Origin of the sequence: Streptomyces sp. FXJ1.172 (assembly GCF_001636945.3) — a bacterium.
Taxonomy (GTDB): domain Bacteria; phylum Actinomycetota; class Actinomycetes; order Streptomycetales; family Streptomycetaceae; genus Streptomyces.
Genome location: NZ_CP119133.2, coordinates 1,067,472 through 1,082,807, shown reverse-complemented (window position 1 = coordinate 1,082,807; position 15,336 = coordinate 1,067,472). Strand labels below are relative to the sequence as shown.

The 15,336-nt window shown below is 70.3% G+C and carries 12 protein-coding genes and 1 pseudogene; 8 read left to right on the top strand and 5 right to left on the bottom strand.

Annotated elements, in window-relative coordinates; genetic code table 11:
* Positions 1–137: 137 nt before the first annotated feature.
* The gene (locus A6P39_RS05240) at positions 138–698 is read right to left on the bottom strand and encodes a hypothetical protein (RefSeq protein WP_067046969.1); all 561 of its coding nucleotides are present in this window, start codon (positions 696–698) and stop codon (positions 138–140) included.
* Between the two features lie 426 nt (positions 699–1,124).
* Here A6P39_RS05240 and A6P39_RS05235 point away from each other — a divergent pair, with 426 nt between their 5' ends.
* The 3 genes and pseudogenes from A6P39_RS05235 to A6P39_RS05225 all read left to right on the top strand — a co-directional run.
* Positions 1,125–1,469, top strand: coding sequence for a hypothetical protein (locus A6P39_RS05235; protein WP_067046972.1), 345 nt, complete (start codon positions 1,125–1,127; stop codon positions 1,467–1,469).
* 95 nt (positions 1,470–1,564) lie between these two features.
* A complete protein-coding gene (locus A6P39_RS05230; protein ID WP_067046975.1) occupies positions 1,565–1,768 on the top strand; it encodes a cold-shock protein in 204 nt (67 codons plus the stop codon).
* An 87-nt stretch (positions 1,769–1,855) separates the two neighbouring features.
* Positions 1,856–3,502, top strand: a pseudogene (locus tag A6P39_RS05225) (DEAD/DEAH box helicase); the annotation flags it as partial.
* A 493-nt stretch (positions 3,503–3,995) separates the two neighbouring features.
* Here A6P39_RS05225 and A6P39_RS05215 read toward each other — a convergent pair.
* Both A6P39_RS05215 and A6P39_RS05210 read right to left on the bottom strand, forming a co-directional pair.
* Complete coding sequence (locus A6P39_RS05215) at positions 3,996–5,468, bottom strand: extracellular catalytic domain type 1 short-chain-length polyhydroxyalkanoate depolymerase (RefSeq protein WP_067046984.1); 1,473 nt, start codon at positions 5,466–5,468, stop codon at positions 3,996–3,998.
* Positions 5,469–5,808: 340 nt separating this feature from the next.
* Positions 5,809–6,870 carry a glycoside hydrolase family 5 protein gene (locus tag A6P39_RS05210; RefSeq protein ID WP_067046987.1) on the bottom strand — a complete coding sequence of 354 codons (1,062 nt, stop codon included), beginning with the start codon at positions 6,868–6,870 and terminating at the stop codon, positions 5,809–5,811.
* Positions 6,871–7,045: 175 nt separating this feature from the next.
* Here A6P39_RS05210 and A6P39_RS05205 point away from each other — a divergent pair, with 175 nt between their 5' ends.
* Positions 7,046–8,134 carry a LacI family DNA-binding transcriptional regulator gene (locus tag A6P39_RS05205; protein ID WP_079133444.1) on the top strand — a complete coding sequence of 363 codons (1,089 nt, stop codon included), beginning with the start codon at positions 7,046–7,048 and terminating at the stop codon, positions 8,132–8,134.
* Positions 8,135–8,405: 271 nt separating this feature from the next.
* A complete protein-coding gene (locus A6P39_RS05200; protein WP_067046990.1) occupies positions 8,406–9,281 on the top strand; it encodes a PhzF family phenazine biosynthesis protein in 876 nt (291 codons plus the stop codon).
* A 131-nt stretch (positions 9,282–9,412) separates the two neighbouring features.
* On the opposite strand, the gene A6P39_RS05195 is transcribed toward A6P39_RS05200, so the two are convergent.
* Complete coding sequence (locus tag A6P39_RS05195) at positions 9,413–11,620, bottom strand: MMPL family transporter (RefSeq protein WP_079133445.1); 2,208 nt, start codon at positions 11,618–11,620, stop codon at positions 9,413–9,415.
* A 101-nt stretch (positions 11,621–11,721) separates the two neighbouring features.
* Here A6P39_RS05195 and A6P39_RS05190 point away from each other — a divergent pair, with 101 nt between their 5' ends.
* Together A6P39_RS05190 and A6P39_RS05185 are read left to right on the top strand one after the other, a co-directional pair.
* Positions 11,722–12,363, top strand: a complete 642-nt coding sequence (locus tag A6P39_RS05190; RefSeq protein ID WP_067046993.1) for a TetR/AcrR family transcriptional regulator — start codon at positions 11,722–11,724, stop codon at positions 12,361–12,363.
* A complete protein-coding gene (locus A6P39_RS05185; protein WP_067046997.1) occupies positions 12,360–13,106 on the top strand; it encodes an LmeA family phospholipid-binding protein in 747 nt (248 codons plus the stop codon). Before A6P39_RS05190 ends, A6P39_RS05185 begins: the two co-directional genes overlap by 4 nt.
* A gap of 261 nt (positions 13,107–13,367) precedes the next feature.
* Here A6P39_RS05185 and A6P39_RS05180 read toward each other — a convergent pair whose 3' ends face one another.
* On the bottom strand, positions 13,368–14,036 hold the full coding sequence (locus tag A6P39_RS05180) for a TetR/AcrR family transcriptional regulator (protein WP_067046999.1): 669 nt from the start codon (positions 14,034–14,036) through the stop codon (positions 13,368–13,370).
* 179 nt (positions 14,037–14,215) lie between these two features.
* Between A6P39_RS05180 and A6P39_RS05175 the strand changes: the two genes are divergently transcribed.
* The gene (locus tag A6P39_RS05175) at positions 14,216–15,001 is read left to right on the top strand and encodes an SDR family NAD(P)-dependent oxidoreductase (protein WP_067047002.1); all 786 of its coding nucleotides are present in this window, start codon (positions 14,216–14,218) and stop codon (positions 14,999–15,001) included.
* The last annotated feature ends 335 nt before the right edge of the window (positions 15,002–15,336 follow it).

The window sequence follows — 15,336 nt, the reverse complement described above, 5'->3', positions numbered from 1 at the left end:
GACGCCAGGGTGTGATGCCTGGTGTCCGGGCCTGGAGGTGTGTGTACGGCGGGTGGGTTGTCGGACAATGGTGGCGACTGGGGTCCCCGGCCCGATTCCGGCGGGCCGGGGCCCCGTGTCGTGCTCCCGGTTTTGGACTAGTCCTCGTCCTCGTCCTCGCCGCAGGTCACGCGGAAGCTGGCCACGATGCCGTCCTTGACGTGGACGCCGTCTTTGACGTGGAGGTCGTCGACGCCGAAGCTGGAGCTGTGGGGGCCGACGGTGGCGATCGGAGCGCCGTTGTCGCAGACCGCGCCGCGGAAGACCTCGACGCGCTTGTGGCTCTCGTTGCGGACGTTGAGGGTCTTGGCGCCGAGGCCGCTGATCACGGTGATGCAGTCACCCGGGTGAGCGGAGTAGGACCGCTCGTTGACCAGGATCCGGCCCTCCTCGTGGCGGCGCTCCTCGTGGCCCCGGCGCTCGTTGCCGCGGCCTTCGTTGCCCTTGCCCTCGTTGCCCTTGCCTTCGTTACCGTTGCCGTTGTTGTTTCCGTTGCTCTGGGTGCCGCCGTCGAAGGGTTCCGCGGCCGCTGCGGCCGGGGCCGCCTGCGGTGCCGAGGCGGGGGCGGAGGCGGCCGAGGCGTAGGTGATGCCGGTCACGGCAAGTGCCGCGGCGGCCCCGGTAGCGGCGGTCACCATGGTGGAACGAGCGAGCTTCATGTCGCTTCTCCTGTCTGCTGTCTCGGAGATGCCGGCTCGTCAGCCGACTGCGACCAAACGTACCTATGGCTGTCATATCGGTCATATTGAAAGACTGGCGCAGGGAGCCGATCGGGGTATATGCAGCCTCGTTCGGTACCGGGCAAAGATTTCAAATGCCAGGAAATGAAGGCATATTGAAAGACTATTAGCCCGTCCGGATGATCTATGACGCCTGCACGCCTCCCACCGGCAGCGTGTCGCTGCGAATGTCATGACAGGAATCGTGTTAGGGAGTCGGAGTCGTCGGCTGGTGAACCTGTGCCGTGTTGCCCTCCTGCCCCGGGTCTTCGCAGACCGACCGGATGGGACCCCGATCGGAGTCGTGCAGTCAATTGGCGGCTGGCGGTGCGCAGTTGGGTTGTCGCCGTCCGGGAAGGGGGCCAGGTGCAGCAGGTGCTGGAGCCGACCGTCGACGTGCCGGCCGCCGACGTGCCGGCCGCCGACGTGCCGGCCGCCGACGAGCCGATCGTCGACATGCCGGGCGGTGAGCGGTACCGGTGCTTCCTCCCCGGCGGGGCCATCGGTGCCGACGCCGTCGCCGACGGCCGCGCGGAGCCGGCCGCGCTCCAGGTGGCGGCTCCGCACGCGACGGACGGTCGCGCACGGGTGACGTTCGACATCTGGGCGGATGTCCAGGCCGAGCCGGAGGGCGGCCGGCCCGCCTCGGTGATCCGCCGCGGGGCACCGAGCTGTGCTAAGGTTTCGGCGTTGCAGTTTTGGTACCCATGAACCTATGTGCGCCTGACGGGAATGTTCTCCTGCAGGCGCACTATTTGTTTTCCGGCATCTCCGGATGGGGCCTCTGCCTACAGAAGGAGAAAGTCATGGCACAGGGAACCGTGAAGTGGTTCAACTCCGAAAAGGGGTTCGGCTTCATTCAGCAGGACGGCGGCGGTCCCGACGTCTTCGCCCACTACTCGAACATCGCGACCCAGGGCTTCCGTGAGCTTCAGGAGGGCCAGCGGGTCTCCTTCGACGTCACGCCGGGCCAGAAGGGCCCGCAGGCGGAGAACATCCTCCCCGCCTGATCGCCGGACGCGTATCCGCTCACCGGGGTCCGCACCATCACGGTGCGGACCCCAGTTTGTGCTGTTTCCAGGAAGGCAGATAGCCGCATGTCCCGCAGGTCCCAGAAGCCGAACCGGCGCACCTCGTCGCCCCGGCCGTCCGCGTCGTCACCGAGGGACTTCCGGCTGCCGGAAAGCACGACACCCGCACTTCCCGCCGTCGAGGACTTCGCCGGCATGGACCTGCCGGCGGGGCTGCTGAAGACGCTCACCGCGCAGGGCGTGACCACCCCCTTCCCCATCCAGGCCGCCACGCTGCCCAACTCACTCGCCGGCCGTGACCTGCTGGGACGGGGACGTACCGGCTCCGGCAAGACCCTCGCGTTCGGGCTGGCGCTCCTGGCCCGCACGGCCGGGCTCCGTGCGGAACCCAAGGCTCCCCTCGCTCTCGTGCTGGTGCCCACCCGTGAACTCGCCCAGCAGGTGACGGACGCGCTCACCCCCTACGCGACGGCGGTGAACCTCCGGCTGGCCACCGTGGTCGGCGGGCTGTCCATCACCAAGCAGGCCGGCACGCTCCGGCGCGGCGCCGAGGTGGTCGTGGCGAGTCCCGGCAGGCTGAACGACCTGGTGGAACGCGGAGACTGCGTGCTCGACCACGTACGCATCACGGTGCTGGACGAAGCCGACCAGATGACCGACATGGGCTTCCTGCCGCAGATCACCAAGCTGATCCAGCAGGTACGGCCCGACGGACAGCGCATGCTCTTCTCGGCCACCCTGGACCGCAACATCGACAGCCTGGTGCAGCGGTTCCTGACCGACCCCGTGGTGCACTCCGTGGACCCCTCCGCCGGAGCGGTGACCACCATGGAGCACCACGTACTCCACATCCAGGACGAGACCGACAAGAAGGCCGTCACCACACGCATCGCGGCCCGCGACGGCAGAGTCATCCTCTTCCTCGACACCAAGAGGTCCGCCGACCGGCTCGCCAAGCGGCTCCTGGCCGCCGGTGTCCGTGCGGCGGCACTGCACGGGGGCCGCTCCCAGCCGCAGCGCAACCGCACCCTGGAACAGTTCAAGAGCGGCCAGGTCACCGCTCTGGTGGCGACGAACGTCGCGGCCCGGGGCATACACATCGACGACCTCGACCTCGTCGTGAACGTCGATCCCCCCACCGACCACAAGGACTACCTGCACCGGGGCGGCCGTACGGCCCGGGCCGGCGGCTCCGGCAGCGTGGTCACGCTGGTCCTGCCCGACCAGAAGCGGGACGTCACCCGGCTCATGTCGGACGCGGGCATCCGACCCCGCACGGCCCGCATCACGTCGAGCGACGCGGAACTGGCCACCATCACCGGCGCCCGCGAGCCTTCCGGCGTGGCCGTCACCATCGAGGTCCCCCAGCCGGCGACACCGACGGCGCCGCGCACGGACCGGAAGTCCGGCACCAAGCCCGGCGGGCGATCGGGCCGTCGGCGCCGGAACGACGGCGGGGCCGAAGCGGCGACGGGCGCTGCCGCCCGGACGGGGAGCCGGGGCTCCGGCCGCCGGGCCGCGGCCGGGACGACGGCGTCCGACGGCACTTCGGCAGCCGGCGGGCGCGGTTCCGCTCACCGGGCGGGATCCGGCGCGGCCACGGGCGGGACAGCAGGCGCGGGCGGCCGCGGTTCCGCCCGCCAGCCCGCGGCCGGTACGGCGAGCGGCACTGCCTCGGGCAAGAACGTCCGCGGATCCGGCCGACGGGCGGCGGGCGGCGGAGCCGGGGCGCCCGCAGCTCCGAAGGCCGGGGCGGCCGCCGTGCGCGGCCCGCTGCCGGCCAGGGCGGGGCCTGAGGCCGAGCGGGCCGAACTCGGCCATGTGGAGGACGACTTCGGGCTCGCCGTTCTCGGGCGTGACCTCGCCGTCGGCGATCGAGCCCGGCACGACAGCGCGGATAGCGGTTCCCCGGGGCAAGCCGAGCCGCTGAGCCGCCTGGAATGCGACGGACGCCGCCGGGAACCCCATGCGAGCTGCGGTGGCGCTCCGCTGGCGTTCGGACATCCGGGCTGGACGCCGGGGCCGTCCCGCTCGGGGACGGCACCTGGCGCCTGCTCCTCGACGACGGCACCGCCGAGGACGCCGACCTGGTGGTCGGCGCCGACGGCGCCTGGTCGCGCATCCGTCCGGCCCAGGACTGTGCCGAAGCACTCGATCATCTCGTTTCCCCGGCGGACTCCTGAGCGAGCGCGAACGCCTCACCTGGTCAGCAGCCGGTATCGGCGATGACGAAGTAGCCCGGGGAGGTCTCCTTCAGCGTATGGGTGACGGCGACGTTGTACAGGCCCATGTTCTGGTCGGAGCCGTCGGCGTAGGTGTAACCGCCGCTCTGGTGGGCGCGGCCGGCCACCACCTGGTTGTAGTTGTTGTCGGTGTAGCACCGGGGCCCGGCACCGGTCGTGGTCGCCGTGACCGGCGCCGAGGAGGTGCCGACGGCGCCGGTGGAGTCGACCGCGGCGACGGTGTACTGGTAGGAGGTGCCGGGGGACAGGCCGGTGTCGCTGTACGAAGTGCTCGTGGTGGAGCCGGCCTTGGCACCGGCGCGGTGGACGTCGTACGACGCGGCGCCGCTGACGGCGGTCCAGGACAGCGATGCGCCGGTGTCCGTGGTGCCGGTGACCGTCACGCCGGACGGCGCCGGCAGGCTGCTGCCGGAGCCGCCGCCGGAGCCGTCCAGTCCCCAGAACTTCGCGGTGTAGTAGCTGGAGCATATGTAGTCGAGGTAGTAGGTTCCGGTGCTTCCGCACTGGTCGGCTCCCGAACCGGGACTCACGGCGAGGCCGTGGGCCATGCCGGAGACCGAGAAGAGGGCGACGGCGGGCTCGTCGGCGGAGTCGTCGTAGATGCTCTCGGTGGTGCCGCCGGTGAGGTCCTGGGTGCTGGAGGCGGTCTGACCGATGCCCCAGACGTCGGTCCACTGATCGCGCAGCTCGGCGCCGTTGACCGGGACGACTGTGGTGTCCGAGGTTCCCTGCCAGATCGCCAATCGCGGCCACGGCCCGGCGTGTCCCGGGTAGGAGTTGCGGACCTTGTCGCCCCACTGCCGAGGGGTGAGGTTCTGGTCGCTGTACTGGCATCCGGAGGCCGCGCTCAAGGTGGTGGCACACTGCGCGGGAAGCCCGGAGTCGACGGCGCCGCCGGCGAACACGTCCGGATAGTCGGCGAGCAGATCCGCGGTCATGCCACCGCCGGCGGACAGGCCGGTGACGAAGACACGGCTGCGGTCCGAGCCGTACTGCGCCACGGCGGTGTCGACCATCTGCTTGACCGAGGCTGCCTCGCCCTTGCCCCGGGCGTCCGTGGTGGAGTCGAACCAGCTGAAGCAGGACAGGCTGTTGTTGGCCGTGCTGGTTTGCGGATAGACCACGGCGAAACCCCACTCGTCGGCGAACTTCTGCCAGCCGGAGTGTGCGTGATAGTCGCTCGCCGACTGGGTGCAGCCGTGCAGAGCGACGACCAGCGGGGCGTTCGAGGGAAGGTCCGTAGGCGCGTACTCGTACATCGCCAGATTGCCCGGGTTGGAGCCGAAGTCCGTGACCTGCTGAAAAGTGCCAGAGGCTGCGGCGGCCGGGGTGGCAGGTGCGAGGGGGCCGATCAGGCTCAGGCCCGCGGCCAAGGCACCAAGTGCCGTGGTCACAGCGGCGCGCCTGAAGAGTCTGCGTCCGGTGGGGGAGTGCATGGGGCAGCTCCGATGAGTGGGGGAGAGAGACATACGGCTTTCTGGATGCGGACCGTACGACTGATCACCGGAAGCGTGATATGTGAAGGGAAGCCAGGAAAGCGGCAGTTGACGTAGCTCGCGCCCACATGGTGGCAGCCGTGCCGCCGTGACATGGAGGGAGGCCGGATGCCGAGCATCGCTGTCCCCGCCGCAGCGGCCTCGCCCGGACACCGCTGTCCCCGCCGTGGCGGGTTGTCCGGGCGGCAGACCGCCGGTCCCTGGCCGCCCTCGCGAGCACCAGGGGCCGGCTCCCGGCTCGTGCCGGAGGAACGCAAGCCCCCTTACGTACGAGGCTCGGTCAGCGGCCCACGGGCTTGCCGCGCCCCCAGGCCCAGGCGAGCCGGTCGGCGCCGGACCGATTGGTGGTGGCGAGCCAGGGGCGGGCTGTGGTGCCGGTCAGGGTCTGGATCGAGTAGGTGTCGTCGGTGCGCAGGCCGGGCCAGTACACGGAGCCCATCCCGAGCTTGCGGAAGATGTCGGTGTCGGCCTGGATGAAGTTGACGGAGTTGTTGTCGGGAGTCGGCTTGTTGTAGTCGAGGCCCGTGGTCATCGGGGCGCCGAACTCGTCGGCGACCGTGCGGCTCGCGCAGGTGCCGATGCGTTCCTTGAGGTCGGCGGCCCACTGGTCGTAGGTGGCGTAGTCCTTCCAGAACCCGTAGTGGTGCAGCGACAGATAGGTGCCCTTCAGGCGTGGGTCGGCGCACACCGAGGTGACGTGGTCGTTGTAGCCCGCGCCGCTGACGAAGACGCGGTTGCGCGGGACCGAGGGATAGGTCGACAGCCACTTCGCGGCGATGTCGGCCCACTGACTGTCGGTGTATCCGTGCGGTTCGTTCATCGGTTCGAAGTGGACAAGCCGGTTGGGCGTGTACGTCTTCACCACCGTGTCCCACATGGGCCAGAAGGTGGCGGGATCGTCGATGAACCCGTCCTTCTGGGCGCCCGTGCCCTCCCAGTAGGAAAGGATCACTTTGAAGCCCCGGGCCGTCGCCGCGTCGATGACCGCTCGGTACGACTTCCAGTAGGAGCCGTTGACCGTGTACGGGTTGATCGGCAGCCGTACGGTGTTGGCGCCGAGGTTCGCGCGGAAGGCCTCGATGATCCGGCTCGCCTTCGCGTAGGTGTGTGCGTAGTCGTCGGAGAGCGACAGACCGGACAGGTGCAGGTAGTCGTCGGCGTAGTTGTCACGGGGGTCGGCCCAGTTGACGCCTTTGAACTGCGTCGTGCCGGTGCTGGTGCCTGGCTCGGCGGCGGCGGGAGCGCCGAGGAGCGTCGTACCGCTGACGGCGGCGATCGCGACCGAGGCGAAGACGGCGCGCAGACGGGGGGCGATACGGGATCCGGCGGGAGGCTTGCGCATCGGACGTGCCCTTTCGGGAGAAGGCGGCTCGGGGGACGGGCGCGGGGGCACTGGTAAACGGAGGGATGTTTACGTAAACATGAAGGCGTCGGAATCGTGGCACCCGCTCCAGCGGTCGTCAAGGTCTCCCACGCGTAACATCCCGTTGCGTGAAAGAGGTTGGAGTGGTGGCGCGATGAACCCCGATGAGCCGGAGCAGCGGGTCTCGCCGCCGACGGGCGGTGTGCCGCGAGGCGGTTCCGGCGTGCCCGGCGGACGCCGCAGGCAGCGGGTCTCCATGGCGGACGTGGCCAAGCTGGCGGGTGTCTCGTCGCAGACGGTCTCCCGGGTCGCCAACGGCCACGCCGGGGTGATCAGCTCCACCCGCGAACAGGTGCTCGCCGCGATGCGGCAGCTGGGCTACCGGCCCAACAGCGCCGCACGCGCCCTTCGGTACGGCCAGTTCAACACCATCGGCGTGATCTTGTTCAACCTGTCCACCACCGGCAACAGCCGTACCGTCGAGGCGGTTGCCACCCACGCCGCGGCCGAGGGGTACGCCATCACTCTGATCCCCATCGACGTACCCACGCAGGACAATGTGCTGGGCGCCTTCACACGCATGGGCGAGCTGGCCGTCGACGCCGTCATCGTCATCATGGAGAGCCATCTGCTCGACACCGGCACCGTGCAACTGCCCCCGGGCGTTCACGTCGTCGTCGTGGACTCAGATGCCGGTGACCGGTACAGCGTGGTCGACACCGACCAGGCCGACGGCGCCCGCCAGGCGGTCAGGCACCTGCTCGACCTGGGCCACCGGACCGTATGGCATGTGTCCGGTCCCGAGACGTCCTACGCCGGCCAACGACGCACCGAGGCCTGGCGCACGGTCCTGGCGGAGGCGGGGTGCCCGGTCCCCGCCCCCCTGCACGGCGACTGGTCGGCCGAGTCCGGCTACGCGGCCGGTCTCGCCCTCGCCCAAGAACCCGGCTGCACCGCCGTGTTCGCCGCCAACGACCAGATGGCTCTCGGGCTGTTGCGCGCCTTCCATGAACGTGGCCGGTCCGTCCCCTCGGACATCAGCGTCGTCGGCTTCGACGACACCCCTGACGCCGCGTTCTTCATCCCGCCCCTCACGACGGTCCACCAGGACTTCGCGGAAGTGGGACGCCGCTGTGTCCAGGGAGCCCTGCGCCAGATCCGCACCCGCAACGGCTCACTGCCGGGCACCGACCTCGTCCCGGCCCGCCTGGTGATCAGGCAGAGCACCGCCCCGCCCGGCTGAGACGCCGTATCACCGGGTGAATCGGCGGTAGTTGACGAGTCCGGGAGTGCGCGGAGGCCGACGGCTCCAGCGGGCGGAGCGCCGGTGGTCCGTGGGCCGCGCCGGCCCGAACACCGGCGGCAGCCGGTGCCACGACCGAGTGCCACCGCTGCAGTACTACTGCTCCGCCGGCCTGGCCGACCTCGCCGGGCCGGCGCGGCGAGGAACTGATGCTCCCCCAACTCCACTCACGTCCAGGAATAGCCACGAGTCCGCTCGCGTTGCCGCCAGCATGACGACGAATGCTCCGCGCCCAGAGGTACTGCGATACACCGCCTTCTCCAGCATCCCCGACGGCGGAAACCCCGCCGGAGTCGTTCTGGACGCCACTGCCCTGAGCGACGACGACATGCTGGCCATCGCCGCCGACCTTGGATACTCGGAGTCCGCGTTTCTGACCCCGGCCCCGCAGGGCTTCGACGGCCAGGAGGGACGGGCGTACAGCATCCGTTACTTCAGCCCCAAGGCCGAGGTGCCGTTCTGCGGACACGCCACCGTTGCCACCGCCATCGCGCTCGCCGACCGGACAGGGCCAGGGGAGCTGACGTTCGTGACACGCGCCGGTACCGTGCCGGTGGAGGTGACCAAGGAGGGCGGGACGGTCACGGCCACACTCACCAGCGTCGAGCCGCACATCGAAGAGATCGCCCACGCCGACTTCGCGGAGGCGCTGGCCGCGCTCGGCTGGCCGGTCACCGACCTCGACCCGGCCTTCCCGCCTCACATCGCGTTCGCCGGAGCCCGTCACCTCGTTCTGGCGGCCGCGACACGCGCGCGCCTCGCAGATCTCGCGTACGACTTTGCGCGCCTCGAAGCCCTGATGCACCGCTTGGACCTGACCACGCTCCAGTTGGTATGGCGTGAGTCGGCGACCGTCTTCCACGTCCGTGACCCCTTCCCCGTCGGTGGTGTCGTCGAGGACCCCGCAACCGGCGCCGCTGCCGCCGCGTTCGGCGCGTACGCCCGTGAGGTCGGCCTGGTTCCCGAAGACGCTGTTCTCACCCTGCACCAGGGCGACGACCTGGGCCGACCTGGCGTGCTGACAGTGACGCTGCGCGCCGGTGACCCGCGCATTCGTGTCAGCGGCACGGGAGTTCGCATCGGCTGAAGCGGCTGTCACGTCGGCCGGCCGGGTTGCGCGGCTGCGTGTGCGGCGGCGGGCCCGGCGGCGATGCTTCGGAGTTGGTGGCCACGTGTATTCCTGGCAGCGCCCTTGCCCCATGGACACGGCCTGTCCGGTCAGGCTCGTATGTCGGGCAGGGCGCGGTCCAGCCACCTCGGGATCCACCAGTTGGCCCTGCCCATGAGGACCATCGCCGCGGGAACCAGGACGAGCCGGACAACAGTGGCGTCGATGACGACGCTGGCGGCGAGGCCGACCGAGAGCATCTTGATGACCACGGTGGGCGAGGCGATGAAGGAGACGAAGACCGCCGTCATGATGAGCGCGGCACTACTGATGATCCGGCCGGTGCGGGCGAGTCCGCTGCCGACCGCTCGGGTGTTGCCGAGCCCGTCGTGCCACGCGTCGGCGATCCGCGAGAGCAGGAAGATCTCGTAGTCCATGGACAGGCCGAAGACGATCGCGAACATCATCATCGGGACGTACGACTCGATCGGGACGGGTTCGGTGACGCCGAGCAGGCCGCTTCCCCACCCCCACTGGAAGACCGCGACCAGCACGCCGTAGGCGGCGGCGGTCGTGAGCCCGTTGAGCACAACGGCTTTGAGGGGGATGAGCAGGCTCCGGAACACCGTCATCAGGAGGAGGAAGGCGGCGAGCAGGACGACGCCGATGATGACGGGCAGTCGCTGGGTGATGGTGTCGCGGAAGTCGAGCTGGCCCGCGATGCTGCCGGTGACGTAGCCGTGGGCAGCGGTGCCGGCCAGGGCGTGCGGGAGCGTGTCCGTGGTGAGCGTGCTGAACAGGGCGCTGGTGGAGGCATCTTGGGGCCCACCGGCCGGGGTGACCGTCGTGACGAGGACGGCACCGTCGGGGGTGGCGCGGGGAGGAGTCACACGGGCCACGTCGCGGGTGTCTGCCAGGGCGTGCTCCAGGCCGGAGCTGATCCGACCGGTGGGGACAGTGGCGTGGCGCACATCGACCACGATGGTCAGGGGGCCGTTGGCACCGGGCCCGAAGCCCGGTCCGCCGGCGTCGGCGATGAGATCGTAGGCCCTGCGGGAGGTGGAGCCGGCCGGGTCTGCGCCCGCGTCGACATGGCCCAGGCGCATCGCGAACATGGGCACGGCGAGCAGGGCCAGGACGGCGGTTCCGGCTGCCAGGAACTGCCAGGGCCGACGCGCCACCGAGGCGGCATAGCGATGCCATCCGTCCCGGTCGCCGGAGGATTCGGCAACCGGCTTGCGCAAGGAGACCGTGTCGACGCGGCGGCCGAGGAGGCCCAGTCCGGCGGGAACCAGGGTCAGCGCGCCGCCGGCAGCGATGGCGACGGTGAGGGTGGAGGCCAGACCGAGGTTGCCGATGAAGGCCAGGCCGCAGGTGTACAGGCTCAGCAATGCGACAGCGACCGTGACGGCGGCGACCAGGATCGCGCGCCCGCTGGAGGCCACCGCCCGGCCTGCGGCGGTGATCGGGTCGTGGCCGTCGACGAGGTCCTGGCGGTAGCGGGTGGTCAGAAACAGGGCGTAGTCGACGCCGACACCCAGTCCGATCATCGTGGCGAGTGTGGGAGCCGAGGTGGCGAAGGTGACCGCCGCGGCGACGACGCCGACGACGGCCAGCCCGACTCCGACGCCCATCATCGCGGTGAACAGCGGCAGCACGGCAGCCGCGACGCTGCCGAAGGCGGCCAGCAGAACCACCAACGCGACGGCCAGGCCGACGAGTTCACTGCTGCGGTCACTCCCGGCAGGCCTGGTCACCTGGTCGAGGTCGCCACCGTAAGCGACCTCGAGACCGGCCTCCCGGGCGGGCCTGGTCGCCTCGTCGAGCCGGTGGACGTACGACGCCCCGAGAGTCCTGGGCTGGACGTCGAAGGTGAGCGTGGAGTACGCCGTTCGGCCGTCGGCGCTGATGACCACGGGGGACGCGGCTTTCACGTGGGGGAGCTTGCCAAGGGCCGTGACCGTGTCGTGTTCGGCCTTCTCGTCGTCCGCGATCCTGCCGTGAGCGGCGTGCAGGACGATTCGGCCCGAATACCGGCCCGCTGTCGCATCGGATGCGGACAGCACGACGGAGCCCGTGTCGGACTGGCTGCCCGGCAGTGACACCTGGTCGCTGTACGACGCGCCGACCACATGCCGTGCGGCGAACGCGCCGAGCAGTAGGAGCAACCAGACGAGCAGGACCAGTACGGGGTGGCGGGCGCAGAACTCACCCAGGCGTGCCAGGGCGCCTCGCGCGGCGATGGGCTCCTGATGGCGTCCGGCATCGGGAGGGGAGCCGGGGTCGTGCGTGCTCGGCGACAGCGATGACGAGGGCATGGCCGCTCCTGGAGAAATGTGGCAGGACTGCCAGGACCGTAGCCGTGAAGTGGCAGTCCTGACAAATGTCAGTGCTGTCACACATGGACTAGACTGCGGTCATGACTGGACCGTCCGACGACGCCGGCCTGCGCCGGCGCAAGAAGGAGCAGACCCGCGCCGCGCTGCGTGCCTGCGCCGCCAGACTGTTCGCCGAGCAGGGCTTCGCGGGGACGACCATCGCGGACGTGGTCGCGTGCGCGAACGTGTCGGAGCGCACGTTCTTCCGGTACTTCGACAGCAAGGAGGACCTGCTCCTCCCCGACATGGTGGAGCTTTTCGCCCACGTGGAGGCCGAGCTGCTGAAGCGCCCCGCCGGTGAGGATCCGCTCACCGCGGTCTGCCAGGCGCTGCTGGCCGCGGCCCAGCCCTTCGCGGCGAGCAGCCTCGCCGCACTCACCCAGCCGCTGGAGGGAACCGAAGCCCTGATCGCCGCCCGGCTGGGACGCGCCTTCGCGGACTTCGAGGACCGGTTGACCGAATTGGTCCGTCAACGCCTGTCCGCGTCCGGGGAGTCGGGGGACTTCGGCGTCGACCTGCGTGCCGCGGTGATCGCGGGCGCCGCCCTGTCCGCCGTCCGTGCGGTCCTGCGTACCCTTCGCAAGCACCGTCGGACCGGCTCCGAACGTCCCTCCCCGGCGGCCACCGGACAACCCCTGTCGGAGGCCTTCGAGTTGCTGTCCCGGATCGGAGACACCTCGTGAACGCGCGGGGCAAGCGAGTCTGGGTCCCCGTGGCGGTCGGCGTCGTCGTTGTGGCAGCCGTGGGTGTCGGGGACCATGTGATCCGCTCGACGGTCGAGAGCCGGTTGGACACCGCGGTCGCCTGCCGCCTTCGGCCGTCCGGACCTGTCCACGCCGAGCTGACGGAACGGTTTGCGGTGTTGGGCGCGATCAAGGGGAACCTCGGCTCCGCTCACATCACGGCGAAGGGCGTCCGCCGCGCCGGCACCCGGGTGGACGTGGCGGCCACACTCCAGCACATCACCCCCGCGGGTACCACGAGCGGTGGGTCGGCGACCGCGACCATCCCCTACGCGGAACTCCAGAAGCGCCTCGACCGACAGGGCGGACACGACTTCGAGGTCGCGGGCAGCGACCGTGGCCTCGCCCTCACGGAAACCGTCGGCACGATGAACGTTCCCGTGACCGTGTACAACACCGTCACGGTCAGCCACGGGAAGCTGACCGTGACGCCCGCCGACGTGTCCATCCTCGGCCGTGACGCCCCTGTCTCCTCCCTGACCGCAATGCTGGGGGGTGCGGTCGCCGGCAAGCTCGCCCCCCGCTCCTTCCCTCTGCCCGAGTTTCCTCGGGGGGTGAGCGTCACGGGAGCCGATGCCACACCGGGAGGCCTGGCCCTCGACTTCACGGTTGCGCCCATGGACGGCAAGGCCGTCACCGAAGCAGGCGGCGTGTGTGGTGCAGGCGGCACCGCCACGACATGAGCTGCCGAGGGTGTCGGCCACGGCACCCACCTCGTCGGCGAACCGGTCGTACGTGAACGGCCCGCTGCCGTGTGGCGGGCGGCCGTTGACGTGACCGTCGGCAGCAGACCAACGGGATTCTGCGCAGGGCACGGACCGGCGTGCAGTGGCGTGATCTGCCCGAGAGGCCCTCGGCGACACGGGCCGCGCAGTAGCCCCTGCCGGCGGTGGACATGTTCCGCTTCGGGGGCGGCCTGGCGCGCGGCCTGGCATGTCGTAGATCTAGGGGGTGGGTGTGTCCCCGGCGACGAGGTGGGCCGTCATCTCTTCGTGGGTGGGTGGTGCCGGAAGGGTGCGGGTGTGTTCCGGACCCAGACCGTCGAGGAAGACACCGAGGTGGCGTGCGGCGAGCGTGGCCCCCTGCTCGGGTGGCAGGTGGGGCAGGGGACGGCAGATCAGCGCGGCGGTGGCGATCAGATCCACGGCGGTGAGGTCACGCCGGAGAACCGTGCTCCGTCGTCCGCCGGCCAGGATGCCTTCCAGGCAGGCGGCGATCTGCTGTTGCAGGTCACGGGCGTAGGGGTCGTTCGTCATGGGTCCGCCGATCAGCGGCAGGGACAGTTGCTCGCGATGGTCGATCGTGCCCTGCAGGAACGACTCCACGGCCGCGAGCGGATCGGTCTGCGCCGTCTTGGCCGCGGCACGGGCGATGTCGAGTACGAGGGTGAAGCCGTCCACGACCACCTGGGTGATGAGGGCGTCGCGATCAGGGAAGCGCCGGTAGAGGGTGGCGATGTTCACGCCTGCGCGGCGGGCGATCTCGTCCAGGGGGACCGCGGTGCCGGACTCGCGGAAGGCGGCTCGGGCCGCGGCCAGGATCTGCGCGCGGTTGCGTTCGGCATCGGCGCGCAGCCGCGGGGTCGTGCGTCCGCTCGGGGTGCTGGCAGTCACGGGGGTCTACCTCTGCTGTTCTCGTCGCCTGCGTGTGTGCCGAGGGTACGTCTCCAGATTAAGTGAAGGATTTCCTGCGGTTAGTGTTAGTCTCGTCGGCGTCGGCCGCCCGGCGCAGCGGTTGGCCGATCCTTCCGGAGCCCGAGGGCCGGCCGGACACTTCGAGAGGAGGACCCCTCATGGCAACGGCGGACAGCAGGCGTTTCGTGGGCAAGGTGGCGGTGGTGACCGGAGGCAGCCGAGGCATCGGAGCCGCGGTCGCCACACGTCTCGCGGCCGAGGGAGCGGCAGTTGTGATCGGCTACCGCGATAACCAGAGGGCGGCCGATGAGCTGGTCTCGGCAGTGGTGGCCGACGGCGGCAGGGCCCTGGCGCTCCGTGCGGACGTGGCCGACCCCGATCAGACCGGGGCCCTGATCGACCGTGCCGTCTCCGAGTTCGGGCAGCTCGACGTCCTCGCCTCCTGCGCGGGCGTGGAGCACTTCGATGCTCTGGAGAACATCGCGCCGGCCGACTTCGACCGTGTCTTCACCGTGAACACGCGCGGCCAACTGTTCGCGGTCCAGCATGCTGCCGCCCATATGCGGGCGGGCAGCAGGATTGTGCTCACTTCCTCGGTCAGCGCCTCGCGTGCGGTCTTCCACCACACCCTGTACGCCGCGTCCAAGGCCGCAGTGGAATCGATGGTTCTCAATCTCTCCGCCGAACTCGGCCGTCGCGGGATCACCATCAACGCCATCGCCCCCGGCGGTACGGCCACCGACATGGCCGCGGAACACGGAGCCCGCTACCAGCACCCCCAACTCCGCGGCACGATGCCGATGGAGCAGTGGCTGTCGGTGCACGGCGCGCTCGGGCGTCTGGCCCGGCCGGAGGAGGTCGCGGCAGGCTATGCCTTCCTCGCCAGCGACGACGCCGCCTACATGACCGGCCGCACCCTGCCCGTGGACGGCGGCTTCTTCTGACAGCCGGCCCTCGCCGCCGACCGAGCGCCCCAGGAAGACGGGCCGCACAGGCGTCGGATGTTCCTCCAGCCGACGACGCGCCCCACGGCAGGCTGGTGCCGTCTCACTGTGAGACGGTGGCCGGCCACCGGCCGGTCCCCACCCGGGAGCGGCTGAGGCGACTGCGCCGAGCACGAGCCGTCGCCCGGCGGGCCGCTGTCCCGCTCACTCCGCACAGTCCAGACGTCCTATCGCACGCCGCGCGTCAGCGGCAGACCAACCCATGCGCAACACCACGCCCACACACCCCCACGCGGCCGACGCCGCATCCGCCTGGCCGGCAACTCCCCAGGAGC